Here is a 26,204-nt window from a genome sequence, read left to right on the forward strand (position 1 = left end):
CCGGCGAAGATGGCTTCGATCCAGCAGCTTCATTCGCCAGCCGACAAATGGGGTGGGCGAATGCGTCGATGACGAAAGCCACGGAAACGAAGTCCTGCCAGGTGGTCACATACGCGAAATCTGAAACCCGGAGCCTGTTCGGTGCAGACGCCCTGAGCTTGGTGGTTCACCCGATCACGCTGGCTCGTAACCATCTTGTCCGGGAACGCGGGGCGGATCGACTTGCCCCGGATGATACCCTGAGTCCCGTCATTCTCATGAGCTAAGCGAAGGTGCATCGGGCGACGTCGAAGCCTTCCCGCTTCAATTGCTGCCAGATCTCGCGCACGCCGTAGACGCGGAAGTTCTCTTCGAAGACACGGCTTATCCCGATCTTCAAGGCGATGTCGCTGCGGGCGCGGATCGACAGGCAGTCCACGTCCAGGTGCTTGGCAACGTTCTCATAATAGGTTGCCCCGTTCGTTAGCGGCCTATTATCGAGGGCAACGTTGGACGGCAACGCGATAGCTGTAGGGGGCAGTCTCCTCTACCGAAACCATATCCCCCGCCCTTGCGCCGTTCCGCTCGAAGAACTCCCGGATCCAGCCGCGCTTGCGGAAGAACCGCTTTACACCGTCGAGGTCTGTCATGACGACGGTCCCACCACCCCAATCGACGGCAATCTCACGCTGGGCCGCCGAGGCGCGGTTTGATCCGCCAATTGCATCCGCCGGGAACTTCTCGAAGAAGCTCCTGAGATAGATATGGTCGTTGTCGATGTTGCCCTGCGTGATTTCCGTCGTGCCAATAGGGCGTGGCGCATACTGGTTTGTAGCAGGCTGAGGCGTGATCGTTAGCGCGGACGTAATTCCAGACGTGTCAGGGGCGGTTTCCCCGTAATCTTCGATCAGATCAAAATCCCCCGGATTGGCTGACCCAATCCCGCTCAGCTGTACCGGGTGCTGCAGGCTGACGGGCTGGAAGCCCTCTGCCCGCAAGACCACTTCTGCGGCCGCACGGGCGTCCTCGCCCGCATCGTGGTGATCGAATACGAGCCCGAGGTGTCGCTTGAGGCTGGCGAGGCCATGGCCACCGTTCCCGCGCAACTCGGGCCAGGCCGTGCGAGCGACATGGACGCTGTCGCGCCAGTCCCACAGCGGGATGAGCAGGTTTGAATTGCTACAGGCGGCGGCGATTGCGCTGCGATCGAAGCCCGAGTGCTGATAGACAGTGCCACCTACCAACGCATCATGCAGCACCGGTAGCACCTCCGCGAATGTCGGGGCGCCACGCACTGTGTGTGCGGTGATCCCGTGCAGGTCGCTCCAGATCCAGACGTCCGTCCGCGGATCGACATAGGTCACCCAAGTCTCGATGGAATTGTCGAGGCGCACGCAGGCGACACCGATCTGGCAGATGCTTCCGCGGTCGTTGTTCGCGGTTTCAACGTCCAGCGCGAAAAAGCGGAACGGCCCCTCGGGGAAGGGCGTCACGCGTGTCTGCGGAATGGGTGCAGGCCGCCGGATAACCGTCCCGGCGGCGCTAACCGCCGCGCCCATGAATCGCTGGCGCTGCCGCTCGATGGCCGCCAGTTCCTGCGCGTCCCAGGATAGACGCCGAAGCGTGGTATCGACGAGATCCGAAGGCTCGTCATAGACATCCATCCTGCGCCGGTTCCAGGCGATGGCGTGGTCAGGTGCGATGGCAAGCACCTCCTTTTCCAGATGCGCGATATCCGTCGCATCAGGCAGGGTAATCCACACAGCGCGGCAATGGTCGACGACAAACTCATTGCGCAGTTTCTTGGCGATGTCGCCGTCGGCCCTGGTCGTCGGATCGTTTCGGTCACGCCACATCCTGCCTGTGTTGTACATCTGCGAGAAGTAATGGCTCATGCCTTCGGAGCCGGTGCGATGCCGCTGGTGGATCCGCTCGTAGAAGGTTTGATCTGTCGAGCTGGTCGAGCCGATGTAGCGAAGCTCGCCAAAATGGTCGACAAGGCCATAGAGGCCGCGAGCATTCCGTGGCGCCTCGGCGGTTGGGCGCGGCGCGGCTTCAAGGAGGGCGGAAAGCAGGTCTTCAGGCATAAATCGCATAGTGGAACTCCAGACCACGTCAACATCAGCTGGCAGCGCTCAATAAGCTTTCAAGGGCGCACTCCGAGGAACTAGAGGCTGTTATGAACTGGCGGCAAGTGTAGCGATGTTTTTCAGCATGATACAGGTGAAGGCAACGAGATGAAGATCGGCGAGGGTCTGGGCGCATCGTTCATAGTCCTTGACGAGGCGTCGAAAGCGTGTCGCCCAGGCGAAGGATCGCTCGACAACCCATCTTCTGGGCACAAGGACAAAGCCGAGCTTGGCCTCCGGCAGCTTGACGACCTCGAGCTGAATACCGTGTTCGGCTGCCGCCTTTTCGGGTTTTTCGCCCGTATAACCCTGATCGACAAAGGCAATCTCCACACTCTGGTCGGTGGCAGCTTGGATCGCTTCGGCCATGCGGCCAACTTCGGCCCTGTCTCCGACATCGGCAGGGGTGACGTGCATGGCAAGCATATGGCCGAGCGTGTCCACAGCCATATGCAGCTTGGATCCCTTCTTGCGCTTGGCGCCGTCATAGCCTGCTCGGGCTCCGCTTTCCGGCGTCGAGCGCAGGGTGCGGCTGTCGATGATCGCGGCTGTGGGCTGGTCCGGTCGGCCGGCGGCAAGCCGCAGAAGCATGCGCAGGTCCTCGGCCAGCGCCTCGAAACAGCTGGCACGCAACCAGCGTTGCGCCTGCTGATAAACGATCTCCCACGGCGGCAGATCATTGGGCATCCAGCGCCACGGCGCACCCGTCTTCACGATATAGCGCAGGCCGTTGAATACTTCGCGCAGCGAATGACCGCCGCTGGCCGGCATCTTCCGGCAAAAGCGTCAGATAGGGCGCTACCAGCGCCCATTCTTCATCCGAAACATCAGAAGGGTAAGGTTTGCGAGCTGTCATCATTTCGCAAGCCTCGGAAATCTTAGTTTACAGATCCCTAACAGCCTCTACTAGTCCGGGCTGAGCCTCAACGAAAGCATCAGGCTCGAAAAATTGGATATAGCCTCTTGCGATTTCCAGTCCGGTGACGTCCCCGGGGAACTCCGCTGCCCAAGCCTTTGGCCGCTTGCGGAAAACCGGGATGATTGGGTTGTATTTGTCGCCCCACATGCAGGCACTGATACGCATGAACTTGATGATTGCTGCCTTGTCCCTCGGACTTACCAGAAGGGCAATACGGGCAGGGCGCAGTCTGACAACAGCGGACAGCTCGGCCATCTTCAATCCTATCAACTTGACCACCGAAGGAGTCAGTCAAACCAAGGGCATAGTCCCGTCGGCCGGAGGAAAGTCAATGCCCCCAACTGCCTCTAAAGATTAGCGCGGTGCGGCCTCCCTTGTGTCACGTCTGATATGGGCTCCAGGTGGATGGGTGCGGACTGGACCCCGTAAGGATTAGGTTTGGCGGGGTGGACATTCGATCGAGTGTCGACGTTGGCACACTTCGGCACCTTGGCGATCTCGTCTACCATCACCTCCTGTGACCGATCAGGCTGACCACCTGGGCCCCGCCTCGACCTTCTCGAGGAATGTCCAGATCGTGGCGGCAGGCGCCCGGCTGGTGACGATGCCGCTCGCGATTATTTGGTAGGCGCTCCGTAGCACGGCCGCGAGCGCGGTACCGTCGTCGGCCACGATGGCCGGGTTATTGAGGGCGCGGAGCCGTTTCAGGATCTTCACCGTCGGACTCGGTCCATCCGGCAGCGTCGCGGCTATTCCTTGCGGTAGCGCGTCGAAGGGGAGGTCGACCATGCCATCCTGCCCGAAGCCCGCCTCGACGAAGAGATTGGCGAGCTGCACGATCTCCCCGTCCCCGAGCAGACGGGCCGTCGCCGCGACAGGCGGAGGGGCGGGCGGCTCAGCCCCTTCTAGCTGCTGGCCAAGCAGCATGAGTGAGACGACGACCGCCCGCTCCCGCTCGGGCAAGTGGCTGACACGCGCACGCGCCATGGCGAGGCGCCGCTCGGGTGGCTCAAGCAGGAGATCGGCGGCAAGTTTCCTGGCGAATTGCTCCAGGGCGTCCAGCCCGCGCGGCGCTTCCTCCGCGTCGTTTCCGCCCAGTTCAGCCTCCCGTGCCAGACAGCTCCGGGCTTCGGGTCACAGGCTGGTAGAGTTCCTGCAAGTTGGTCATGGGATCGACCACCACGGAATGGCCGAAATGGTCCTGAATCGTCTCGGGAACATTCTCGAAGCTGTCGAACTCCCCGAGGTTGTCGCCGGTCTCGGGGTCGAGCACACGCCAGCAGACGCGCATGTCGCCCTCGAGCACGTGCATCATCAATGCTTCCATGAGCGCGCGCTTGGACGGCGGGGCGAGCTTGTCGTAGAAGTAGCGCAAGTCGACGTTGCGCCCCGGCCGTGTTGCCGCGAGACGTGAGATGAGCCGGTCGAGATCTTGGTGCCAATCCTTCTGCCGGGCCTCGGAAATCATGAGGTGTGACGTCCTGTTCGTGCCTTATCAACTGCCTTGCGCGCATTCTCCGCGATCACGGCGAAGATGGATTCGTAGGCAGCGCGATCGATATTTTGTGACAGTATAAACTCATTGAGGGAATCTGCCAACTCGACCTTCAGAAAACGGCGTTCCTCCTGTTCCTCATCGTCGGCGGGCTCGATCCTTTGGACAACCCAGAAGCCGACACGGTCGGCGCGCACGTCGGAATGGCCAGTCCGGAAAGCGCGCAGGCCGTCGATCGCGTTCTGATGCTCGAGGAGATGGCTCTCGGCGGAACCGATGCTGAGCGCCATCACCGGCCCGTCCGGCACCGAGTGTTTCGAGGTCTTGAGCATCACCTCGCCGTCGAAGTCCTCGCGAAGATGGCTGTCGAAGATCATGTCCTTCAGTCCCGTGAGCGAGAGCTCGGACAGCGCCTCGCGGGGCGCGAGCCCGCCAATGAGGCTGAGCATCGCATTCGCCTCGTGCTCATAGCCGAAATTCCGCTCGTGCGCGCGGATGCGCACTTCGCAGAGGCCGCTCTCGCAGAAGCGCACCACGTTGACCGCCCGATACGGCTGTTTCTCGAAGACGCGCGCGTAGCGGCCGCCGCCGCGTTCCTCGTTGCCGATAAAGACGTGCCGCTCGCGCATCAGCGCCAGTTTGAGGACGAGCGTCGCATGCGCGCCGCGCCGGTCGCGCCGGATGTCGAAGATCCGGGGCTTCTCATGCGCCTCCGGAAACACGACCGCGCCGAGCGCGGGGATGCCATTAAGCCCCGCGAAGCGGGTCTCGACGAACTTGCTCCGGAAGAGCCGACGGAGGAGCGTCGCATTCGTCATCTCGTAAAGAAGGACGTGCTGGCCGCCATGCTCCTCCATCTCACGCAGGAACGCGAGGAGCTCCGCTTCCGAGACGCCGCCTTCCGTGGCGACGGCGGGGCGGAAGCGCTCCTCGATCAGCGAGCGCCAGTTCGGCGCCGAATGGGGCAAGCCGTGCGCGCGCAAGAAGTCCTGCGCCTGGGCGAAGGTGCATTGAGAGGGAAGGAGCTCAAGTATCTGGTCGATCACGTGCCAAGTCCGCTCGCTGTTCCCGGCCCGGTCACAGGGACGCCACGGCAGGCGTGATGGCTGCGTGCGATCAGTCCCCGGCAACCGCCTTATTCATACTTGCCTTCTGTCATCGGTAACGTCAAGTCCACGCTCGAATTCGACCACCTCCGCGATGATCGGGTCGAGTCTGGCCAGCCAGGGCGGATTGATACGGATCAGCTGCCGCGCGGATCTGAGCACATGATACATGGGCACGCGCCCGCTGATAAGGAAGGTGTGCCGGTTGATCTCGCGCAGCCGCGCGAGCAGGACCTCGCTGCCGCTGCCCTCACTGGGCAAGTACGAGATATAGTCGACCGAGAGCGCGCCGAACAGAAGCGCGATCTGGTGGTTCTGCGCGAGGCCGGCGTCGATCAGGAGGTCGTGGAGCGCGTAGATCCGGTCGTCGGCGAAGATCTGTACCGGCGCCGCCAGTGTCGGCGGCGCCGCGGAGGCGCTAGGGGCGGGCGGCTGCGGCCCCCCTGCTTCCGCGGCGATGACCTCGGCCGGCTTCAGCCGGCGTGCCGGGGATGACGGCACGCTCCGGTCAGCGATCCCGTCCCAGGCGCCGAGCCAGTCGGGCAGCCCGCCACCCGCGAAGGTGCAGCCCGCGAGACGGACATAAGGGTCTCGCGCGAGCTCGAATGCGGGGGTGGCGTAGTTCGCGACGAATGCCCGGCCGGCGAAGTTGATGCCTTGGACGAGGCCCGTCTCGATGTCGATCAGGGGCGCGCCGCCCATGCCGCCCATGGTGGTGCAGTCGTGGGCGAGGGCGCTGAGCAGGTGCCCCCACGACATGATCTCCCCGTTTTCTGGCAGCAGCCGTCCCGGCATCACGCGCTTCACCCCAAGCATGTCGCCAAAGAGCATCTTCTGCAATTCCGGGTCATTTCGCGGATCGAAGGCCGGGTAGCCGATCGCGCAGACCCGTAAGCCCTCGGCATCATCGAACGCCGGCTCCCGGTCCGAGAGCCTCAGGGGCTCCACGCCCGGGGGGTCGTCGGCGAGGCGAAGGAGGGCGAAATCCCAGTAAGGGTGGGTCTGTTCGATCCGCTCGACGGGAACACGCCGCTCCGCGGCGCTGCCGTGCTCGCGCGCGAAATCGATCGAGACTTCGAAGGCGGGCACCCGCTCCTGTCCGGGCGTGTCCTTCGTGCGAATCGTCTCGGCGACGCTGCGGGCGGTCGCGGCGAGCCGGGGGGCGACGAGGAACGCCGTGCCGAGGAAAGGAATATGCGGCGACTGGCTCTCGAGCCGGCCGGTCGCGCGGATGGCGGGTGTCAGGATCGCCTCGGCCTCGGCGAGCTCGGCCCAGGGCTCATCCGTGGCGGGAAGGCCCGCTACCCTGTCGTCGGCCACCAGGAAGCTCGGACGCATGTTCGCAAGGATAATGGCCATGGATCAGGCCCTCTCTTCGCCTTCGCGGCAGATCATGTCGTCGCGAACGCGGGTTCGATCGCCGACCAGAGACCGGCATGCGCCTCCCGCACGTCGGCGATCAGCAGGTCGATCCGGGTGCCCACGTTGATCCAGGCGGTCTTGCGGCCCTGATACAGCACGCCGCCGGTGGCCCGGGTGCTCGCCCGGTGCAGCGCCACGACGGCCCAGAGATCGTTGCAGACGGGCGAACCCGAGGAGCCGACATCGGTATCGGTGAAGTAGCTGATCTCCGGCTCCCTCAGGCGGTAGGCCGCGTTGTTGCGCAGGCAGATCTGCTTCGCCGCCCCTCCGGGATGCTGGACGATGTTGAGCGGCAGCGCGCCGTCGCTCGGCAGCGTGAGCGGGCCGGACCACAGCGGCAGCGGGTCGGGGCCGGGCGCGTCGGGCAGTTCGAGGATCGCGTAGTCGAGCGGGACGCTCGCGGCGATGAGTTTGAGGCCATCGAGCTGGCGCCCCGCGGCGTCGGGCGTGTCGAAATCGAGCCGCCCGACCGCGCGGCCCGCTTGCGCGCGAAAGTCCGTCTCGCCTGCCGCCGCCTCGCCGGGGCTGCGCGCGTTGATGACGTGATGGTTGGTGATGATGTGGCGCCGCCCGATGAGCCAGCCCGTGCCGTGATAGACGATCGGCTTGCCGGTGTGCGGATTCGACCGCGCGGCCCCTCCCTCGATGCGCGGGACCGACAGATGCAGGACCGACTTGCCCGTCCTCACGGCGCCCGCGAGGAAGCTGAAGGGCAGCAGGTCGTTTTGCAGGATGATCTTCTCTTCCTGCTCCGCGAAATCCTCCACCGCGCTGCGTAGGCCGTCGTCCATCGCCGCCTTGCGCGGGTCTTCCGCCGCGTCGGCCACCCGCTCGGCCAGCGCCATCAGATGCTTCGGTTCCTCGACCCGCCAAGCCGTCAGCGCGGCCGCCGTGCGCAGCCATTCGAAGAGCGGCACCACGCCGCCCTGGATGACGGGCGTGCGGGAGAGGGTGCGGAGGTCTTGCAGGATCTGGCTCTGCGGCGAGGGATAGGTGCGTAGGCTCGCGAGAAAGCCCGGTTCAAGGCCGCCCAGGAGCTCATCGCGCTGATTGAAGAGCCCCGTCCGGGCCGCGAGCGCGACGAGCTCGAAAATCTCTTCCTCTGTCAGGTAGGCCATGCGCTCTCCGATTGCAGTGGGCGGCGTGCGGCCACGCTACCGTGGGCTTCAAAAGTAGCGGATCTGGCTCCGGGCGATGATGGAGTGGGCAGGGGCGGGGCCGCCCGCGCTCTCCTCCTGGCCGAGCGGGTCGAGATCGGCGAGGCCGCCGAAGTCGAGCCCCGCTTCTTCCTCGATCGAGCGGATCGAGACTTGCGCCGCGATCCTCAGATGCGACGACGTGAACGCGCCGAAGACGAACTCCTCCTCCGTCGGCAGCGAGCGGCGCTGGTTCATCCGGTAGCCCGTCGCCGAGAGCCGGCGGGTGCGGTCGTGCACGAAGGCGATCACCTTCCAGAACGAGACGGGGACCTGGACGCCGAAAAAGACCGGGTCGTCCGCCCGGAAGAACGGACCCGTGAAGACTGAAATACGCATGTCGTCGGCAATGGCGTTTTCCAGCGCGTAGTCCTCGAGTTCGAGCCAGATCGGAGAGTTGAAGGCCTGCATCTGCGGCGCGGCATTCGTCACGTGCATCGTGTCGGCGTTCGCGCGCCGCCCCTCGGCCTGACCGCCCCAGGCGGGGTCCTTGCGCCGGGTCATGTGACCACGGCTGAAGCGGGGCGGATTGCCGTAGCACTCCTTGATGATCTGGCTCTCCTGCGGGATGCGCGGGTCGAGCCGCCAACCGGGGCGCGAGGTCACGACCGGACGCGAACCGTCGATGTTAACGGCGCTGAAGTAGAGAAGGCGGCGGCTCGGCTTCATGACGACCGAGAAGTGCTCGTAACGAAGCTCGGTGAGTGTCTCGCCGTCGAAATCGAAAGCAAGCACATCGTCCGTGTCGCGCACGATCCGGGGCAGCGGACAGCGCAGATCGTCCGTGTCGCCGATGAACGCGTGATCGTAGCCGTCGCGGTCGCGGTAGTCCTCCGGCCGGCTCTCGTCGGCGAGGTCGATCTCGTCATCGTCCCCGCCCATGAGAAGCGCCGGCGCGCTGATGGGCGCGGGATCATCCGCCGGTCGCCGAGCGGTCCCCGCGCTGGCTCCCGTGGGCACTGCACCCGCGCCGCCGGCCACGGGCGCGCCGAGGCTCACGGTAATGTGGAGCGGCACGGTGAGGGTCACGCCGCCGCCCGCCGCGACGGGCCCCCCGTGCGCCGGGGCGAGCGGACGGCCCTGGGCCGTGGCGCCGCCGTCGGCGGCGGGCCGATGATACCCCACGGCGGCGTGGGCGTCGGGCAGCCGGGCACCCGCTGCATAGGGCCGGCGGCCGGCGAGCGCTTCGTCGAGCGCGCGGCGCACCACGTCCGCGCGCACCGCGTAGTTGGAGCGCAGGAACGCGCCGCTGAAATGCAGGCCCAGCGCCTCGCCGCTCTCGAGGTCGAGCACCGACGAACCCGAGTTGCCGCCGAGCGTGGTGCAGTTGTGGAGCAGCCGGACGTCATCGATCCCGGTGACGGCGCCGGGGGCGAGCCGCTTCTTATTGTACTCCCGGCCGTAGATCTGCTCCATGAGCGCGACGTCGGGGATGCGACTATCATAGGCGGGGTAGCCGATGACTGCCGCCGTCCCGGTCTTGCGCGGCTTGCTGGCCAGGGTGATCGGGACGGAGAGCCGGTCGTCGCCGCGCTCAAGCTCGACCTCGAAGAAGGCGATGTCGGGGCCGGGATGCGGCACCACATAGAGCGGGCGCACAAGGCTGAAGGCGCGGACTTGCGTGCTATCGAACTCTTGCAGAAAGTCGATCTCGGGCAGGATGTCGCCCCCGTCGGTCATGAACGTTAAGCCCGTACCTTTGCTCTGCACGAAGAGTTCGGCGACGTGACGGTTCGTGACCAAGATATTCTCGCGCACTAGCCAGCCAGTACCCGCCCAGTCGAACGGTGCCCCATCGCCCTCGAGATTGATGCGCCCGACGCTCCGGATCGCGCGGTCGAGCGGCTCGCGCACGGCTTTGAGGCGGGCCCGCCAGAGCGCGCTATCCTCCTCCTCTCGGAAGATGAGTTCAGTCGTGTTGTCGAGGATTCGGAGCACCGGGCGGAAACGACGGAGGACGATACTCTCCTCTGCGAGTTCCGCTTCGAACTCGGCGCCTTCGGTTTTAGCCGTGAAGGCCTCGGTGACCACGCCATGCTCGGCGATCTCCTCGGCCAATTTAGGGTCTTCGGCCGCAAGGGAAAGGTTGAAGTCACGCAGACGATGTAGGGAGGTTTTGGTGGGTGACATCTGTGACCTCACTATGACAATTGCAACAGTGAACTTGGGCCCGCACACACGACTGATAACAAAGCACAACCGCGCCGCCGGTTCAATCGGCATCTCTGCAAAGCCGCGTCACAGCTTATCATCGGGCGTCACTATGGCGTCGTGGAAGTGTCGGATGTCCGACGGTCCCAAGCGAATCTGGCGCCTATACTGCCCGCGAATAGTCAAACGAAATCCTTTCCTGTTCTCTCTGGCTGCTTCCCTGCTGGCACGAAAAAATTCCCTATTCTAATGCGTAGGGAATCTCATTATAACCCGTGAAACTTGCTGGGTAATTCTCATTGGAAATGGCATAGGGAAGCCGATTCCATCGAAATTTCCCTGTTTTTAGCGGAAAGCAGGGAAATTCAACACAGAGACAGGTACTCGCAGGACTACGCGCTCCACCAAGCACCCCGCTCTTGCTGGGTCTTCGATAGCCGGACCGAGCGCAACGGCAGAATCGAGTGCGAGCGGCGCGACTATCTATCATCCGCAAAGCTCGACGCCAAAATCTTCGCTGCTGCCGTCCGCGCCTACTGGGGAATCGAAAATCGCTCCCACCGCGTGCCCGATTTCGTATTCCACGACGATCTCGCACGCTTGCGAATCGTTTTGGTCCAAAATACATGGTCGTCGTCTAACACTTGGCAATGAACCTCATCAGAGGTGCAAAAGACTTCCTTAGAGCGCGTTCCGATCAGATGGAATCATCTGATTGATCAGAATTCGCTCAAAATAAAGAATCTGAAATCTGTCCTGTTTCAACGTAAACAGGACAGATTCTAGGCTCAAGGTCAGGCGAGAATAGGCAAATCTCAACCTCGCCTATCTCCAAACCATCATCACCCAGACCAAAAATGAACCTGAAGCACTTCCCCCTGTGCCGGTCGCCGGTCGCCCAACCTCGTTCCCCGCGTCACGCCGGTGAAAAGTCCCGAGTTCGGACGGCATGTCCGAGGCGCTCGTGAAGACCTTCAAGCGCGACTAGCTGCACGTCAATCATTTGCGGGATGCCCAAACGGTGCTACCGCAGGTAGCCGGTAAGATATTGAATATAATATATTCTATATCTGCTACACACTGAGATAGCGCATGCGCGATTCTTCGTCTGACAGCAACCGCGGGGTGTCGCCTTCCCATACCACTTCGCCCTTCTCGACGATGTAGTGGCGATCCGCGAAGCCCGCGAGGCTCTCCACTTCCTTGTCGACCAGAATGAGCGTGAGCCCGGTCTTCTTCAACTCGTGCAGCCGCGCCCAGATCTCGTCGCGAACGATCGGGGCGAGCCCTTCCATGGCCTCGTCCAGGACGAGCAACTGCGGATTGGTCATCAGCGCACGGCCGATCGCCAGCATCTGCTGCTCGCCACCCGAGAGCTGGTTGCCGCCATTGTGGAGGCGCTCGCCCAGGCGCGGGAAAAAGTCGATGACGCGGTTGAGCGTCCACGGCTCCCTTACCTTTCGATGATTGGCTGCCGCCATGAGCAGGTTCTCCCGGACGGTGAGGTTCGGGAAGATGCGCCGCCCTTCCGGTACGATGCCGACACCGAGACGGGCGATGCGATGCGGCGGCAGGCCGGAGACGACCTCGCCGTTCAGCCTGACGGTTCCTGCTTTCAGCTTCAGCAGGCCCATGACGGAACTGATGGTCGTCGTCTTGCCCATGCCGTTGCGGCCCATCAGGGTCACGACCTCGCCGGGGTTGACGTGAAAGCTCATTCCGAAAAGAACCTGACTGCTTCCGTAGGAGGCCTCCACATTCTCGACTTCCAGCATGATGGCCGCTCCTCTCAGCTTTAGTGTTGCCTGTGGCCCAGATACGCGGCCTTGACGTCGTCGTTGGCGCGGATGTCCGCCGGCGAGCCGGTGGCGATGGTGCGCCCGGCCACGAGGACGCTGACCCGGTCGGCAAGCGCGAAGACGGCGTTCATGTCGTGCTCGACAAGCAGGATGGTGTAGTTCTTCTTCAGATCGGCGAGCAGCCGGGTCATGCGCGCCGAATCCTGCTTGCCCATTCCCGCCATCGGCTCGTCGAGGAGCAGCAGCGACGGGCGCATGGCGAGCACCATCGCCAGTTCGAGCTGGCGCCGTTCGCCGTGGGACAGATCCTGCGCGAGCACCTCGGCGCGATCGCCCAGGCCGACGAGTTCGATAGCCTCCCGCGCCTCGTCCATCATCGCCCGGTCGAGCCATGCAGCCCCCAGGAAGCGAAAGGAATCCCCCTTGCGCGCCTGCACGGCCAGCGCCGCATTGGCGATGGCCGTGAACTTCGGGAACACCGACGAGATCTGGAACGAGCGCGCCATTCCGGAGAGCGCGCGACGCTCCATGGAGGTCTCGGTGATGTCCTGTCCATCAAGAAAGATGTGGCCTTCGTCGGGCCTGATCTGTCCCTGAAGCTGCGAGATCAACGTAGTCTTGCCGGCGCCGTTGGGGCCGATCAGGGCATGCGTCTCGCCGCGCATGACCTCCAGGCTGCAGTTGTTGGTGGCCGCCAGGCCGCCGAAGCGCTTGACGAGGTTACGCACCTCGAGGAACGGCTTGCTCAATTCTTCCCTCCCGACACGTTGCGGCCAAGCCAGGGAACCAGCGCCCCGAGATCGGCGATACCGCCACGCAGAAGCGTCACCATGGCTACGATCAGCAATCCGAAGGCGAGGTGCCAGTATTCCGTCCACGATTCGAGAATGAGTTCGAGGCCGAGATAGACGGCGGCGCCGACAAGCGGACCGCTGACGCTGCCAAGTCCGCCCATCACCACCATCACCACCAGTTCGCCGGAGCGCGACCAGGACATGTCTGCCGGGCTGATGAACTGCTGGCCGGTCGCCAGCAGCACGCCGGCCATGCCTGTCAGCGTGCCCGAGATGACGAAGGCGAGAAGCTTGTAGCGAAGCGGCGCTATGCCGATCGCCGAAAGTCGCCGCTCGTTCTGCGCGGCCGCCCGCAGCACGATGCCGAACTTGCTGTCGACGAGCAGCGTCACGAGCACGAGCGTCAGCGCAAGGACGGAGAGGGTGAAGAGGTAGAAGGTCGAGCGCTGCGACAGATCCAGTCCGCCGAAGGTGATCGGATTGATGATCTGGAGGCCGTCCTCGCCCCCGTAGGCCTGAAGGGCGACGAAGAAGTAATAGGCCATCTGGTTGAAGGCCAGGGTGATCATGATGAAGTAGGTACCGCTGGTGCGCAGCGAGATGAGGCCGGTCAGCGCCGCGAACGGTACGGTCACAACGATGGCCAGCGGCAGCAGGATCGCGAGATCCGACGTGCCCGTGAAGGCGAACGGGCCTATCATCAGCGGTTCGAGATTGGCGTCGTGATAGGCGAGGATGGCGACGACATAGCCGCCCACGCCGATGAACGAGGCATGCATCAGGCTGACCATGCCGCCGAAACCAAGCACGAAATTCAGCGCCACCGCGACGATGCCGAAGATCATGATGCGTGTGAAGACGCGGATCAGAAAGGTGTCGCCGGCGCTTTGGGCATAGGCGAGGATCCCCACGAGCGCCACGACCAGGACGAGGGCGGGCACGAACCGCTGCGCGGAGGCAAGCAGCCGCGACTGCCGATCCGGATTGATGAGCGAGAGGTCAGCCATGGACGGAAAACAATCCTTTGGGGCGCCACGCCAGGATGGTCGCCATGAGAATGAAGATGACCATGCTGCCCAGCGCCGGCGGGAGCAGGATGCGGCCGAGCGTGTCGACGACGCCGATCAGCAGCGCCGCCACGAAGGCGCCGCGCACCGAGCCGATGCCGCCGATCACCGTGACGACCAGGGCAAGGATGAGCACCGGCTCGCCCATGCCGATCTGCACGGCGGTGATCGGCCCGGCCATCATACCGGCGAGGCCCGCGAGCGCCGCCCCCAGCGCGAACACCAGGACGAAGATCGTCTCGACATTCACGCCCATGGCGGACGCCATCGGCCTGTCGCTCGCGCCCGCACGCACCCACATGCCGACCCGGGTATGGGAGATCAGCACGTAGAGCCCGCCGGCGACGAGAACGCCGACCGCCAGGATCGCCAGGCGGAAGGTGGGATACTGCAGGCCGGGCATCAGCTGGACGGAGCCCGCAAGCAGGGACGGCAGCGGCAGCGGCACCGAGACGGGCCCCCACAGCATGCGCACGAGGTCGTTGAAGACGAGGATGAGGCCGAAAGTCACGAGCACCTGGTCGAGATGCGACCGGTCGTAGAAGCGCCGCAACAGGACCCGCTCCAGCACCGCGCCGACGAGCGCCGTCAGCAGCATCGCGGCAAGAAACGACAGCACGAACTGCCCCGTCATCTGGTAAAGGGTCGCCGCCAGATAGGCCCCGATCATGTAGAGCGAGCCATGAGCGAGGTTGATCAGGTTCATGATACCGAAGACAAGCGTCAGTCCCGCGGACATGAGGAACAGCATCACGCCGAACTGTACACCGTTGATCGCTTGTTCGAGCAGAAGAGGAAGGCCCATCGTCGCCTCGCATCCTGAAAGCGGCCGATGCGGACCGGGATGAGGGCCCGCCGTCGGCATGTCCTATATTGATAGACGATGAAAGGCGGCGGCACGGGTCGCGCGGCCGCCCCCATGCCCGTCAGAGGGGCAGCTTGCACTTCTCGACGAAGGAGTCGGGATGCTGCTTCACGATTACCTCGCGCAGCGCCATGATCGGGCGGCCCCTGTCGTCGTTCTCGATCTGCGTCAGGTAGAAGTCCTGGATCGGATGGTGGTTGGTGTTGAGCCGGAAACCGGGGCGCACAGAATCGAAGCTGACGGTCTGCAGGGCCTTGCGGAAGGCATCCTTGTCCTCGATCTTGCCGCCGATGCTGGTCAGTGCCGCATCGAGCAGCCGGGCGCCATCATAAGCCTGCGCGGCGGAAGGCGACGGGATGCGGTTATACGCCGCCTCGAAGTCGGTCACGAACTTCTTGCTCGCCGGATTGTCGAAGCTCTCGCTCCAGAACGTGGAGGCGAAGGCACCAACGGCTGCGTCGCCCATGGCCGGCAGAACTGTCTGGTCGAGCGAGAAGGGCGGCCCGTAGAGCGGGATTTCCGCCTTGAGGCCGGCCTGGGAATACTGCTTGACGAAGTTGATGCCCATGCCGCCCGGATAGAAGAAGAACACCGCATCGGGTTTGGCCGCGCGCAGCTGGGCGATTTCGGCGGCATAGTCGAGCTGACCGAACGCCGTGTAGACCTCGCCGATGACGTCGCCCTTGAACGTGCGCTTGAAGCCCGCCAGGAAGTCCTTGCCCGCCGGATAGTTCGGCGCCATCAGATAAACACGCTTCACGCCTTTCTGGGTCAGGTAGATGCCCATCGCCTCGGACGGCGTGTCGTTCTGGAACGAGACGTTGAAGTAGTTCGGATTGCACAACTGCCCGGCATACTGCGACGGCCCGGCATTGATGCTGTAGACGAAGACGCCGGCATCGAGCACGGGTTTCGCGACAGCCAGCATGACGTTGGAAAAGTTGATGCCGGTGACGATCTGGACGCCGTCGCGCTCGACCAGCTTGTCGGCGGCCTGGCGCCCGGCATCCGGCTTGCCCTGATCATCCGCCTGGATCAGTTCAACCGCTCGCCCGCCCAGCTTGCCGCCGGAACTCTCTAGGCCGAGCTTGAAACCTTCTAGCAACTCCCTGCCCAGCACGCCCTGCGGACCGGAGAAGGTGGAGATGAAGCCGATCTTGATCGGCTCCTCGGCATGCGCGCTTGCGGCCAGCAGGCTCGCGGCGAACATCAATGCGACTTTCTTCATCACTATTCCTCCCATCATCGCGCTGCTACCTGCGCTTTCTCATTGTTCACTGATCCCGACCGGCATCGCGGCCCCGGTGGCCTCACGATGCAACGCCGGGAACGACAGCGTCCTCGGCCAGACAGTTGCCGACGTTCCAGCCGTAGAGCCACTCGATCGCATCGTAGAAGCGCTGCTGGCTCTGCCCCTTCCAGAGCGAGTTGCGCACCAGGCGCTCCACGTCCTTGGCGTGGTAGATGCGCCCCATCTCGCGGGCCGACAGCACGATGCGTGCCGTGCGCGTCACGCGCGAGCGCTGATAGAGATCGAAGGCGCGCGGAATGTCGTTGTCGCAGACACGCAGCGACTGGCCGAGCGTGACCGCATCCTCCATCGCCATGCAGGCGCCCTGCGCCATGTATTGCGTGGTCGGATGCGCGGCGTCGCCCAGCAGCGTCACACGGCCGAACGTCCATTGGCCGATGGGCTCTCGATCGGCGGTTGCCCAGCGCTTCCAGCTCTTGGGCAGCTCGATGAGGCGCCGCGCCTTGTGGCAGACCTCCGTGAAATAGCTTTCCACTTCCTCTTTCGAGCCGTCCCGCACGCTCCACTCCTCCTTGTCGCGGCTGTGGAAGGTGACGACGACGTTGTATTGCTCGCCTCCGCGCAGCGGATAGTGGACGAGGTGACAATGGGGGCCGACCCAGATAGAGGCGGCGTTCCATTGCAGGTCGGCGGGAAAGTCCTGCTTGTCGACGACTGCCCGATAGACGACGTGCCCGGTCACCATCGGCGGATCGCCGACATACTGCTCCCGCACCACGGACTTGCCGCCATCCGCGGCGATCAGGCCGATGCCGCGATGCGCCTCGCCGTGCTGATCGTAGACGGTGACGCCGGTCTCGTCCTGCTCCACGCGCACGATCCGCGTTGCGGTGACGAAACGGGCATTGCCGCTATCGCGTACGCCCTCCAGCAGCGACAAGTGCAGATCGACGCGATGAATGACCGCATAAGGATTGCCGAAGCGCTGGCGGAAGGCTTCGCCCGTCTCGATGCGGCCGACGAGCGAGGCGTCGATGGCGTCGTGCATCACCAGTGCTTCGGTGTAGACCGCGCGCCGGCGCATCTTCTCACCAACGCCCAGCGCATCGCACGCATTGAAGGCGTTGGGGCCGAGCTGAATGCCCGCGCCGATCTCGCCGATCTGCGGGGCCTGCTCGAAGATCGTGACGCGAAAGCCGCGCTGCACCAGCGCCAGCGCCGCCGCCAGCCCCCCGATGCCGCCGCCCACGATCAAAAACGGAGCGGATAAACTGTCCTGAGCCATTATGTTTCCTCCTCGCGGTCTTCTGCGCGGAAGCGTTGTCCCTGAAGCACTTGTCAGGGAACAAGGAACCGCGTGTCTGAAGCGCGTCCCTGCTCCTATGCGTTCTTTGCCGCGCGTGCCCGATCCAGGACGTCCGTCATCCCGGAGCGTCGCGCTAGAGCATTTTTCGATCACTCATGATCGCCAAATGCTCTGCGATTCTTTCATTGAGCGAATTCTGATCGGAAAGCGCTCTAGGTGATCGTCACTTCGATTTCGCCCACACCCTCGACGCCGCCGGTCACGTTGTCGCCGGCAACGATAGGGCCAACACCGGCGGGTGTGCCGGTCATGATGAGATCCCCCGGCCGCAACTCGATGGATCGCGAGATGATCGAGATGATTTCCGGCACGCTCCAGATCAGATCGGCAATATCCTGATCCTGCTTCACCGTGCCATTGACCGCGAGCCAGATGCGCCCGCTCGCCGGGTGGCCGACATCGGCCGCGGGACGCAGGGGCGCGATCGGCGCCGACCGGTCGAACGACTTGCCCCAGGACCAGGGACGGCCGGCGTCGCGCGCCGCCAGCTGAAGGTCGCGCCGGGTCAGGTCGATACCAACGCCATAGCCCCAGACGTGATCGCGCGCCTCGTCGAGCGGGATGTCGGTGCCGCCCTTGCCGATCGCGACGACCAGCTCGATCTCGTAATGGAGGTTGCCGGTATCCGGAGGATAGGGAATCTGCGTCGGAGTATCGAGGGCGACATCGGCCGGCTTCATGAAGAAGAACGGCGGCTCGCGATCCGGGTCCCTGCCCATCTCGCGCGCGTGCGCCGCATAGTTGCGGCCGACGCAGAAAATGCGGCGGATGGGAAAGCGTGCGCTGTCACCGGCGACGGCAAGCGAGGGCTGGGGCGGCGGAGGGAAAACGTAAGCGGTCATGAGCGGTTGTCCATGTGGCCTGCTTGCAGGCGGGTTGCCGGAAAAGGTGTCAGGCAGCGTCTGGCTGGCGGCCGGGCGCTGCCTCCGCGAAGGCAGGCAGCGCCTCGCAGGCAATCCTGACGGCCCGCAAGCGCGGGAAAGCCGCGGTATCGATACCGAAGCGGTCGGCCGAGAACATCTGCGGCACGAGGCAGATGTCCGCGAGACCCGGTGCCTCGCCGAAGCAGAAGGGGCTCTCCGGGCGGCGGGACAGCAGGGCCTCGCAGGCTGCCAGCCCCTCGCCGATCCAGCGCGTCAGCCAGCGGTTCACGCCGGCGTCGTCCTGACCAAGCTCCTGGCGCAGATAGTCGAGCACGCGCAGATTCTGCAGCGGATGAACCTCGCAGGCGATCACCTGGGCGAAGGCACGCACGTGGGCCCTTGTCGCCGGATCGGCCGGCAGCAGCGGAGGCGTCGGATGGGTCTCGTCCAGCCATTCGATGATAGCGAGCGACTGGGTGAAAACCTCTCCGCCATCCTCTAGCGCCGGAACCAACGCCTGCGGGTTCAGGGCGCGGAAGGCTGCCGTCCTGTGCGCCCCCTCGCGCAGAGGGGTCGAGACGAATGCGTAGCTCAGCCTCTTCAGATTGAAGGCAATACGACAACGGTAAGAAGAACTTGAACGAAAAAATCCATGAAAGCGCATCATTCCGGCTCCCCGATAGTGACTTCCACAGGCGTGAGCCCCTCGATCTGACCGCGGATCCGCGCGCCGGGGGCGAGCGGCGCCACGCCCGCCGGCGTGCCGGTGAAGATCAGGTCGCCAGGCGCCAGATGATAGAATTTCGACAGCTCGGCGATGAGCGCCATCGGCGAGCAGAGCATGTCCGACAGGTGTGCATCCTGGCGCAGCTCGTCGTCGACGCTGAGCCAGATGCGTTGACCATCCGGCACACCGAAATCGGCTGCGGGCGTGATTTCGGCGACGACAGCTGATGCCTCGACGTCCTTGCCGAGATCCCATGGCTGTCCCGCCGCGCGCAAAGCGCGCTGGAGGTCGCGCCGCGTCATGTCGAGCCCGCAGGCATAGCCGTAGACGGCCGCGACCGCTTCGCTCTCCGAAACCCGGAACGCATGGGAGCCCAGACACAGCACGAGTTCGAGTTCGTACTGGTAGTTCCGCGTCCCGGGCGGATAGGGGATAGTCTCGCCCGATTGCGCGAGCGCGCTCGGCGATTTGGTGAAGAAAAAGGGAGCCGAACGCCCGGCCTCCGCGCCGAGTTCGAGTGCATGGGCGGCGTAGTTGCGCCCGGCGCAGAAAATGCGGCGGACGGGCAGCCGCGCGCTCAGCCCGCGCACGGGCAGGGTCGGGGCGACAGGCGGGGGAAACACCAGTTCCTGCATCGCTCAGACTTCCAGCGCCGCAACGAAGTCGGGCGGTGCGTCGGCAAGGCGCCCGCTCGCGCGCAGATCAAGCGCGCTGGCCCACAGTGAGCGGGCACGCGCGAACACGCTCTCCCGGGCGATCGTGCAGGATACGCCCTCGATCGGCAGATCCCACTGCTCATCGGTCAGGTCGCGCCAAGTCACGTCGAGATGGATGGCGGCATGCGTGACGAGATGGCGCAGCGCGGTAGCTGGCAGCGTTTCGGCGAGGTCGAGAGCGCCAGCACCGACGTCGGCGAATTCCTCGCTCGGACCGCTCGTCGCCAGGGCGATCGCCTGTGCGATGGCGCGCCCCTCAAGCCCGACCGCCGCGATCACGCGCCGCCGCGTCCAGCCAGAGCGCGATGACGCGGCCCACAGCGCGGCATCGCTCAGCTCGTTGAGCTGGCGGGCAAAATAGGCTGTTCCAAGCCGCGCCCAATAAAGCTCCCGGGCCGGCGCGGCCGACGCATCGTAGCGCGCGCCGCTCCCTTGACGTGCGCGCAGGGCGACGCGCGCTCCCGCCAACTCGTCCGCGCCCGGAGCCGTACCCATAGCCATGCCGGCCGGACCGGGGCGGGGTGCAGCATCGCGTTCCCCGTTCATGACTCGACCCCGTCGATCATCGTACGATCGAAGTGCAGACGCTCCATGATCGGCGCATCGGAAAAGCGGAACAGGTCGAACGGCGTCTCAGCCTGCAGCGACCACGACACCCAGCTTGGGGCAACGAAGATGTCGCCCTTATCGAGCTTGTGGGTAATGCCGCCGAGCACGACTGCGCCGCGACCGGAGAAGACCTGGAAAACGGTCGACCCGACCTCACGCCGGACGGGCGTCTGCACGCCTGCACGCAGGCGGTGAAACTCCGCCCGGATGGTCGGCATGACGTCGCCGCCCGTCGTCGGATTGATATAGCGCACTGCCGCGTGACCCTGGCCGACCGTCGCGGGAACGCCCTCTTCCTCCAGCAGCAGCTGCTCGGTGAGAGCGCGATCCGTGTGCTCCCAGCGGTATGCGCCGATGGGCGAGGAGACCGTGTTCTGCAGTCCCGAGAGCGGACGCAAGCCCGGATGGCTCCACAGGCGCTCGCCCCGCGAGAAGTTCGGCGTGGAATAGTCGGTCACCCGATCCGCGCCGAATTCGAAGAAGCCGACGTCGTTCATGAAACTGAAGGGAATGTCGAGGCCGTCGATCCACATCATTGGCGCATCGGTCTGGTTGTGATGACCGTGGAAACACCAGCCCGGGGTCAGCAGAAAATCGCCACGGCTCATGCGCACGGGATCGCCGTTGACGACCGTCCAGACGCCCTCGCCCTCGACCACGAAGCGGAAGGCGTTCTGCGAATGGCGATGCTCCGGCGCGGTCTCGCGCGGGCCAAGATACTGAATGGCGCACCACAGCGTCGGCGAAATATAAGCCTCGCCGCCGAGGCCGGGGTTGGCAAGGCCGATGGCCCGGCGCTCACCGCCCCGTCCGACCGGCACCAGCTCACCGGACGCCGCAGCAAGCTTTCCCAACGTCGCCCACTGCCACACGTGCGGAACCGCCCGGGGCTTCGGGTGGCGCGGCATCAGATCACCGATCTGGGTCCACAGCGGGTTGAGATGATTGGTCTTGAAATCCGCATAGAGCTGGCGAAGCGCGGGCGTGTCTGCGGGCTGCATCGCGTTGTGCGACAAGGTATCCATGGCGTCCTCCTGGGTGCTTCTGTGATCGAAGCTTTTGCGCAGTATAATGAAGATAAGTATGCATATCAATACCCATCTTGCAATCCCACGTGTCTGCGGGTATCGCGGCCTTATGATGGATTTCCTCGACATGCCCGGACACCTGATCCGACGGCTGCACCAGATTTCGACCTCGATCTTCGCGGAGGAGATGGCGCATTCGGGTTTCGACCTGACGCCGGTGCAGTATGCGGCTCTCAGCGCGCTCGCCGGCCATCCCGATGTCGACCAGAACACGCTCGCCGGCCTTATCGCGCACGACAGGGCGACTCTCGGCGGGGTGGTGGAAAGGCTTGAGCGGCGGGGCTATCTGCGGCGCGAGGTCAGCCGGGTGGACCGGCGCGCGCGCGCCCTGAGCCTGACCGAAAAGGGACGTGCGCTGGTGACCACGGTATTGCCCGCCGTCCGCCGGGCGCAGGAGGACATCCTCGCCCCTCTGACACCGGCCGAGCGCGCGACGTTCCTCGCGCTGATGGACAAGGCCACCGCCGCCGGCAACAAGCGGGCACGGGCACCGCTGCGTCTGCCGCAGCGCGAGGGCACGGCAGTGGCGGACGATTGATCATCACACCAAGGGCGGCATCTGTCGGCTCATAATTGTGAGCGAAGCGGCATATGGGGCGGCTATAGCGACACGCAGTTCGGCTGGCGTGTCACCTCTTTAGGCATTGGGCGCCAAAAGGAGTTAGGCAATCTCGCGCGCACCTTTCCGGTTATCTTCACCGTCATCGCCGAAGGCAGTTCCCGGACCTATTCTAGCGAAATGTTCACGTTCTTGAGCTGGGTGCAGTCGAGCAGCTCCTCGATCGATTCCTCGCGACCGAGGCCCGATTGTTTGCAGCCGCCGAAGGGTGTGCCAACAAAATGCTTACCCGAGCCATTAATCCATATATAACCAGCCTCGACCTGTGTGGCGGTCCGAAGCGCCTTATTGATATCCTGGGTCCAGATTGAGGCAGTAAGCCCGTAGTCGACATCATTGACGGCCCGCAACATCTCCACCTCGTCACTCCATTTGAACACTGACAGAACCGGGCCAAATATTTCCTCGCGTGCAAGACGCATGGCCGGTGTCACGTCGGCGAAAACGGTTGGCTTAATGAAATAGCCATTGCCGAGATGCGGATCGTCCGCCGAATTTCCGCCAGTGACGAGCCGGGCGCCCTCACTCTGGCCCAGCGTGATGAACCTCATTACCTTGTTGAACTGGGCCTCGCTCACCAGCGATCCCATCGTGGTGGCTGGATCGGTCGGAATGCCCGGCACGAATGCCTTCACCTGCTCGACGATCGCGTCGAGCACGGCGTCGTGAATGCTGTCGTGCAGGAACACGCGCGACGTCGATCCGCAGGACTGGCCACACCAGCTGAAGTTCATACCGCGGACTGCCCCGACCGCCACCTTGTCGGGATCTGCGTCGGGATAGGCGATCAGGGCATTTTTGCCGCCGAGTTCGAGCGTCACCTTCTTCATGCTGTCTACTGCCCCGCGCAGGATCGCCTTACCGGTCGGAACCGATCCTATCAGGCCGACCTTGGCGATGTGGGGATGGGCCACCAGTGCCTCGCCACAAGTCCGCCCTCCGGAAACGACGTTGAAGACCCCCGGAGGGAACAGCGGGCCGATAAGCTCCGCCAGCCGCAGGCTGGAGAGTGGAGCCTGCTCCGGCGACTTGATGATCAGCGCGTTTCCGGCTGCGAGCGGGGCGCCGGCGCGGCTTACGGCGAACATGAAAGGATGATTGTAGGCGTTGATGCGGGCGATGACACCAAGCGGCTCGCGGATCGTGAAATTGAGGTGGTCCGGCCCCAAGGGGACGGTGTAACCCTTCACCTCGGTGGCGAGGCCGGCGAAATACTCAAGGGCGGTCGCTCCGATTTCGGCATCCTTGATCATCTCCCTGATCGGATTGCCGCAATCGGCCGCATCGAGCAGCGCGAGTTCTTCCGCGTGCTGGCGCACCAGTCGCGCGGCCTCCCGCAGAAGTGCGCCGCGGGCGACAGGCGTGGTCTCCCTCCAGACCCGAAACCCCTCGCGGGCCGCCTCCACTGCGTGGTCGACATCGACAGAATCAGCCCAGGCCGTTTCGCCGAGGCTCTCGCCGGAGGCGGGACTTCTCGTCTCGACGTAAACACCGTCTTCCGGCTCGTGCCACGAGCCACCGTAGTAGAGGCCCCTGTTTATCGGAAGACGAAGACGCTCGGTTACCGAGGGCTGCAGGCGATTGATCATGGTAGGCTCCGGATGGGGACGCCCGGCGGTTGGGGCCGGGCTCTCCCTGCTGCTTTCTCTTTGGCCGAAGTGCCGTTCACTAGTACCTGTCGACATGACTGCGGGTGCAGAACATGCGAACGTCATTGCATCTCTTGCCTTTCGCAGATTCTGCGAAGCTTCAGTTGCCCGCGGCCTTCATGTCGCAGTCCTGCGAATAGGAATCAGTGTGGCTGGATACGATCAGGTCGCGCTTCGACAGAAGCGCACGGCCCTTCCCGTCCTTCGCTACCTCTGCCAGATAGTAGTCGATGATCGGCATGTTGTTCGCCCCGAACCTGAAGTTGCCGCGGATCGACTCGAAGGATACAGCCCCCAGAGCCTTCTGGAATGCGGGTTTGTCCTCGATCTTGCCGTCGATCGTCTTCAGCGCGGCATCCAGCATTCTCACCGTGTCGTAGGCATTGGCCGCATTCGGCGACGGGATGCGGCCGTAGGCCGCCTCGAAATCGTCCCTGAATTTCTTGCTGGCGGGATTATCGAAATCCTCGGGCCAGAAGGTTGATGCGAAGGCGCCGATCGCCGCATCACCGATGCCGGGCAGGACTGTCTGATCGAGCGAGAATGACGGGGCGTAGAGTGGGATCTGCTGCGCCAGGCCAGCCTGCGCATACTGCTTCACGAAGTTGATCCCCATGCCGCCGGGGTAGAAGAAGAACACGGCATCGGGTCGAGCCGCCCGCAACTGGGCAATTTCCGCGGCGTAGTCGAGTTGGCCGAAGGTGGTGTAGACCTCTCCGGCGATCTCGCCCTTGAAGTAGCGTTTGAAGCCAGTGAGCATGTCCCTTCCGGCCGGATAGTTCGGAGCCATCAGGTACACGCGCTGCACCCCTTGCTTCTGCAGATAGATGCCCATCGTCTCGGATGCCGTATCAGTCTGAAACGAGGCCACGAAAAACCGGGGGTGGCACAGCTTTCCGGCATATTGGGAGGGTCCGGCGTTCACGCTGACGATGAACGCGCCAGCGTCGAGCACCGGCTTTGCTATCGCGAGCATGACGTTCGAGAAGTTGATGCCGGTGATCAGTTGGGCGCCGTCACGCTCAATCATCCTGTCGGCCAGTTGCCGGCCGATGTCCGGCTTGGCTTGGTCGTCACCTTGGATGACATCGACCGGACGCCCGGCAAGCTTGCCGCCGACGCTCTTGAGGCCAAGATTGAAGCCGTCGAGCAATTCGTGGCCCAACTGGCCGCTTGGGCCGGAGAACGTGGAAATAAAGCCGATTTTGATAGGGTCCTGAGCCGAGGCTCCGGTCGACACAGCGGCCGCGACCGCAAAGGATAACATTAGCCGTTTCATTTTTTTCCCCGCCATCGTTAGTTCAGACTCGGTGTTCGGAGCGTTCACCCCTTTTTACTGCTCGCGGTTACACAGCCCTGGCTACGACGCTGACCGGACGATGCCGCCCGGCCCTCTCGGTGTCAGATCCGGAAATGGTCATGGGTGCCTTCCGCGAATATGTCCTCGACCGTCAGCAGGCGGCAGGACAGGCCCTGATCGAAGTGGTAGCGCAACAGAACATCGATCGTCCGCCGATTTGCCTCGACGCCGTAAGGCCACGGTTCAGGTCCCATGACGGAACGTGTCCACTCGGCCTCCGCAATCAACCACGGCAGTGAGACGTGAAGCGCGGTGGCGTCGCTGAGCGTCGGCAGCGACGCGCGGCGCGCGTGTTCGAATGCCTTGAGAAGACTGCCCGGCAGCCAGGGATTTACCCCCACCGCGCTCTTCCTCACGCCGATCAGATGCATGATCGGGAAGATGCCGGTTTTGCGGAAGTAATCCGCCTCGACGGCACGATAATCCTCGAACAACCGCTTTACGTTCGGCACGCGGTTTATGAAGCACGAGGGTGCACGCGGCGCGAGAATGGCGTCGATTTCCCCATCGGCAAGCATTTGCGCTAGTGGACGCGGCGCGGTCTTGACCCGTATCTCCGGAGGCAGCTCTATCGGTACCTTTTCATGCCGGCCGAGATCTTCCACGCCGCCAGTCACCCAGTTGATATCGCGCGGCTTTACGCCATATTCGTCCTCCAGAATACCGCGTGCCCATACCGCCGCTGTAACCTGATATTCCGGCACGCCGACCCGGGCCTGCACGAGATCCGACGGTGAGCCGACGCGGTCGGAGCGGACGTAGAATGCGGAATGGCGGAACGAGCGGGACACAAAGGCCGGGATGCCGATATATTCGCATTCGCCGCGCGCCGTCTGGATAAGGTATGTGCTCAGGGATAGTTCGGCGACGTCAAACTCCCCGCCGGTGAAGGCGCGATAGAAGATCTCCTCGGGCGCCAAGGGAATAAAGTTCGCCGCGCAACCCTCAATCGCCACACTGCCTTCGAAGAGAGCCCGGGTGCGATCGTATTCGCCACATGCAATAGTCAGAGGAAGGGTCATCGACAATTGGC

Annotated in this window: 23 protein-coding genes and 2 pseudogenes; 1 reads left to right on the plus strand and 24 read right to left on the minus strand. The window is 63.9% G+C overall.

Annotation, left to right across the window (positions count from 1 at the left end; genetic code table 11):
- Positions 1 to 33: 33 nt before the first annotated feature.
- The 21 genes and pseudogenes from ACFFJ7_RS06645 to ACFFJ7_RS06745 form a co-directional block, all read right to left on the minus strand.
- Positions 34 to 454: pseudogene (locus ACFFJ7_RS06645) on the minus strand (IS3 family transposase); the annotation flags it as partial.
- A gap of 19 nt (positions 455 to 473) precedes the next feature.
- On the minus strand, positions 474 to 2,075 hold the full coding sequence (locus ACFFJ7_RS06650; protein ID WP_377591332.1) for an exonuclease domain-containing protein: 1,602 nt from the start codon (positions 2,073 to 2,075) through the stop codon (positions 474 to 476).
- Between the two features lie 81 nt (positions 2,076 to 2,156).
- Positions 2,157 to 2,967: pseudogene (locus tag ACFFJ7_RS06655) on the minus strand (IS5 family transposase).
- A gap of 24 nt (positions 2,968 to 2,991) precedes the next feature.
- Positions 2,992 to 3,282, minus strand: coding sequence for a hypothetical protein (locus ACFFJ7_RS06660; protein WP_377591334.1), 291 nt, complete (start codon positions 3,280 to 3,282; stop codon positions 2,992 to 2,994).
- 270 nt (positions 3,283 to 3,552) lie between these two features.
- A complete protein-coding gene (locus ACFFJ7_RS06665) occupies positions 3,553 to 4,014 on the minus strand; it encodes a hypothetical protein (RefSeq protein WP_377591336.1) in 462 nt (153 codons plus the stop codon).
- 112 nt (positions 4,015 to 4,126) lie between these two features.
- Entirely contained in the window at positions 4,127 to 4,495 is a 369-nt protein-coding gene (locus ACFFJ7_RS06670) for a hypothetical protein (RefSeq protein ID WP_377591338.1), read from the minus strand.
- Positions 4,492 to 5,568, minus strand: a complete 1,077-nt coding sequence (locus ACFFJ7_RS06675; protein WP_377591340.1) for a hypothetical protein — start codon at positions 5,566 to 5,568, stop codon at positions 4,492 to 4,494. Before ACFFJ7_RS06675 ends, ACFFJ7_RS06670 begins: the two co-directional genes overlap by 4 nt.
- Positions 5,569 to 5,661: 93 nt before the next feature.
- Positions 5,662 to 6,987 carry a trypsin-like serine peptidase gene (locus ACFFJ7_RS06680; protein ID WP_377591342.1) on the minus strand — a complete coding sequence of 442 codons (1,326 nt, stop codon included), beginning with the start codon at positions 6,985 to 6,987 and terminating at the stop codon, positions 5,662 to 5,664.
- Between the two features lie 32 nt (positions 6,988 to 7,019).
- Complete coding sequence (locus ACFFJ7_RS06685) at positions 7,020 to 8,168, minus strand: trypsin-like peptidase domain-containing protein (protein ID WP_377591344.1); 1,149 nt, start codon at positions 8,166 to 8,168, stop codon at positions 7,020 to 7,022.
- A 48-nt stretch (positions 8,169 to 8,216) separates the two neighbouring features.
- Positions 8,217 to 10,376, minus strand: a complete 2,160-nt coding sequence (locus tag ACFFJ7_RS06690; protein WP_377591346.1) for a DNA/RNA non-specific endonuclease — start codon at positions 10,374 to 10,376, stop codon at positions 8,217 to 8,219.
- Between the two features lie 1,094 nt (positions 10,377 to 11,470).
- The gene (locus ACFFJ7_RS06695) at positions 11,471 to 12,172 is read right to left on the minus strand and encodes an ABC transporter ATP-binding protein (protein ID WP_166948199.1); all 702 of its coding nucleotides are present in this window, start codon (positions 12,170 to 12,172) and stop codon (positions 11,471 to 11,473) included.
- Between the two features lie 20 nt (positions 12,173 to 12,192).
- On the minus strand, positions 12,193 to 12,945 hold the full coding sequence (locus ACFFJ7_RS06700) for an ABC transporter ATP-binding protein (RefSeq protein WP_166948201.1): 753 nt from the start codon (positions 12,943 to 12,945) through the stop codon (positions 12,193 to 12,195).
- Positions 12,942 to 13,997: a branched-chain amino acid ABC transporter permease gene (locus ACFFJ7_RS06705; RefSeq protein ID WP_377591349.1), complete on the minus strand. Its 1,056-nt coding sequence runs from the start codon at positions 13,995 to 13,997 to the stop codon at positions 12,942 to 12,944. The genes ACFFJ7_RS06700 and ACFFJ7_RS06705 overlap by 4 nt, the downstream gene beginning before the upstream one ends.
- A complete protein-coding gene (locus tag ACFFJ7_RS06710; RefSeq protein ID WP_377591351.1) occupies positions 13,990 to 14,862 on the minus strand; it encodes a branched-chain amino acid ABC transporter permease in 873 nt (290 codons plus the stop codon). Before ACFFJ7_RS06710 ends, ACFFJ7_RS06705 begins: the two co-directional genes overlap by 8 nt.
- 121 nt (positions 14,863 to 14,983) lie before the next feature.
- Positions 14,984 to 16,150 (minus strand): ABC transporter substrate-binding protein, encoded by a 1,167-nt coding sequence (locus ACFFJ7_RS06715; RefSeq protein WP_166948208.1) that lies wholly within the window; start codon positions 16,148 to 16,150, stop codon positions 14,984 to 14,986.
- Positions 16,151 to 16,232: 82 nt separating this feature from the next.
- Positions 16,233 to 17,459 (minus strand): 3-hydroxybenzoate 6-monooxygenase, encoded by a 1,227-nt coding sequence (locus tag ACFFJ7_RS06720; protein WP_377591353.1) that lies wholly within the window; start codon positions 17,457 to 17,459, stop codon positions 16,233 to 16,235.
- A gap of 233 nt (positions 17,460 to 17,692) precedes the next feature.
- A complete protein-coding gene (locus ACFFJ7_RS06725; protein WP_377591355.1) occupies positions 17,693 to 18,382 on the minus strand; it encodes a fumarylacetoacetate hydrolase family protein in 690 nt (229 codons plus the stop codon).
- 49 nt (positions 18,383 to 18,431) lie between these two features.
- A complete protein-coding gene (maiA, locus tag ACFFJ7_RS06730) occupies positions 18,432 to 19,067 on the minus strand; it encodes a maleylacetoacetate isomerase (protein WP_166948915.1) in 636 nt (211 codons plus the stop codon).
- Positions 19,067 to 19,765 carry a fumarylacetoacetate hydrolase family protein gene (locus tag ACFFJ7_RS06735; RefSeq protein ID WP_166948214.1) on the minus strand — a complete coding sequence of 233 codons (699 nt, stop codon included), beginning with the start codon at positions 19,763 to 19,765 and terminating at the stop codon, positions 19,067 to 19,069. The genes maiA and ACFFJ7_RS06735 overlap by 1 nt, the downstream gene beginning before the upstream one ends.
- 3 nt (positions 19,766 to 19,768) lie before the next feature.
- Positions 19,769 to 20,347 carry a maleylpyruvate isomerase N-terminal domain-containing protein gene (locus tag ACFFJ7_RS06740; RefSeq protein WP_377591357.1) on the minus strand — a complete coding sequence of 193 codons (579 nt, stop codon included), beginning with the start codon at positions 20,345 to 20,347 and terminating at the stop codon, positions 19,769 to 19,771.
- A gap of 41 nt (positions 20,348 to 20,388) precedes the next feature.
- Positions 20,389 to 21,480: a cupin domain-containing protein gene (locus tag ACFFJ7_RS06745; protein WP_166948218.1), complete on the minus strand. Its 1,092-nt coding sequence runs from the start codon at positions 21,478 to 21,480 to the stop codon at positions 20,389 to 20,391.
- A gap of 130 nt (positions 21,481 to 21,610) precedes the next feature.
- Here ACFFJ7_RS06745 and ACFFJ7_RS06750 point away from each other — a divergent pair, with 130 nt between their 5' ends.
- On the plus strand, positions 21,611 to 22,081 hold the full coding sequence (locus ACFFJ7_RS06750) for a MarR family winged helix-turn-helix transcriptional regulator (RefSeq protein ID WP_166948220.1): 471 nt from the start codon (positions 21,611 to 21,613) through the stop codon (positions 22,079 to 22,081).
- Between the two features lie 188 nt (positions 22,082 to 22,269).
- On the opposite strand, the gene ACFFJ7_RS06755 is transcribed toward ACFFJ7_RS06750, so the two are convergent.
- The 3 genes from ACFFJ7_RS06755 to ACFFJ7_RS06765 form a co-directional block, all read right to left on the minus strand.
- Complete coding sequence (locus tag ACFFJ7_RS06755) at positions 22,270 to 23,751, minus strand: aldehyde dehydrogenase family protein (RefSeq protein ID WP_377591360.1); 1,482 nt, start codon at positions 23,749 to 23,751, stop codon at positions 22,270 to 22,272.
- Between the two features lie 160 nt (positions 23,752 to 23,911).
- A complete protein-coding gene (locus ACFFJ7_RS06760) occupies positions 23,912 to 25,105 on the minus strand; it encodes an ABC transporter substrate-binding protein (protein WP_377591362.1) in 1,194 nt (397 codons plus the stop codon).
- A gap of 107 nt (positions 25,106 to 25,212) precedes the next feature.
- Positions 25,213 to 26,193, minus strand: coding sequence for a substrate-binding domain-containing protein (locus tag ACFFJ7_RS06765; RefSeq protein ID WP_377591364.1), 981 nt, complete (start codon positions 26,191 to 26,193; stop codon positions 25,213 to 25,215).
- Positions 26,194 to 26,204 lie beyond the last annotated feature (11 nt).

It is taken from the genome of Pseudochelatococcus lubricantis (genome assembly GCF_042432495.1).
Lineage (GTDB): Bacteria > Pseudomonadota > Alphaproteobacteria > Rhizobiales > Beijerinckiaceae > Pseudochelatococcus > Pseudochelatococcus lubricantis.